Raw genomic sequence first — 592 nt, 5'->3', positions numbered from 1 at the left:
GGCTGTGTCGCAAAATTTTCACTTCTGCTGAGCTATGTGAGCGTCAGTGCGCATAATTGAGTGAGGCGAATGCGAATGACGGTCGCTTTCAAAGGTACCCATTTTCCAAAAAGTATCATCCTGCATGCAGTCTTCTTTTACGTGCGTTACCCGGTTTCCTATCGTGACCTTCAGGAAATTCTGGCAGAACGCGGCATTGCTGTGGATCATGCGACCTTGAACCGATGGGTTGTCCGGTACTCACCGCTGATCGCTGCCCAGGCGCAATCGCGCAAGCGACCCACGGCCCGTTCCTGGCGTGTTGACGAGACCTATATCAAGGTTCGTGGTCAATGGACCTATCTGTACCGAGCCGTTGACCGAGATGGCCAAACACTGGATTTCATGCTCTCCGAACGCCGGAATCTGGCTGCAGCACGGCGTTTCTTCAAGAAAGCCATCGCAGCCAACGGTGTTCCAGACAAAATTGTCATTGATAAAAGCGGAGCCAATCTGGCCGGAGCACAAGCTGTAAACACAATCCTGAAAATCACCGGTCACAGCAAAATGATTGAAATCCTGCAGGTTAAATATCTCAACAACATCCTTGAGC

At 50.8% G+C, this 592-nt stretch carries 1 protein-coding gene; it reads left to right on the top strand.

Annotated elements, in window-relative coordinates:
- Positions 1-75: 75 nt before the first annotated feature.
- Positions 76-592: IS6 family transposase (locus tag HWX93_RS22715; protein WP_176038820.1), on the top strand; the 517-nt coding region annotated here is incomplete at its 3' end.

Origin of the sequence: Brucella tritici (assembly GCF_902825325.1) — a bacterium.
In the GTDB taxonomy this organism is placed as follows: Bacteria; Pseudomonadota; Alphaproteobacteria; order Rhizobiales; family Rhizobiaceae; genus Brucella.
Note: the sequence above shows the minus strand (reverse complement) of the source record. Positions and strands in the feature narration are given on the sequence as shown.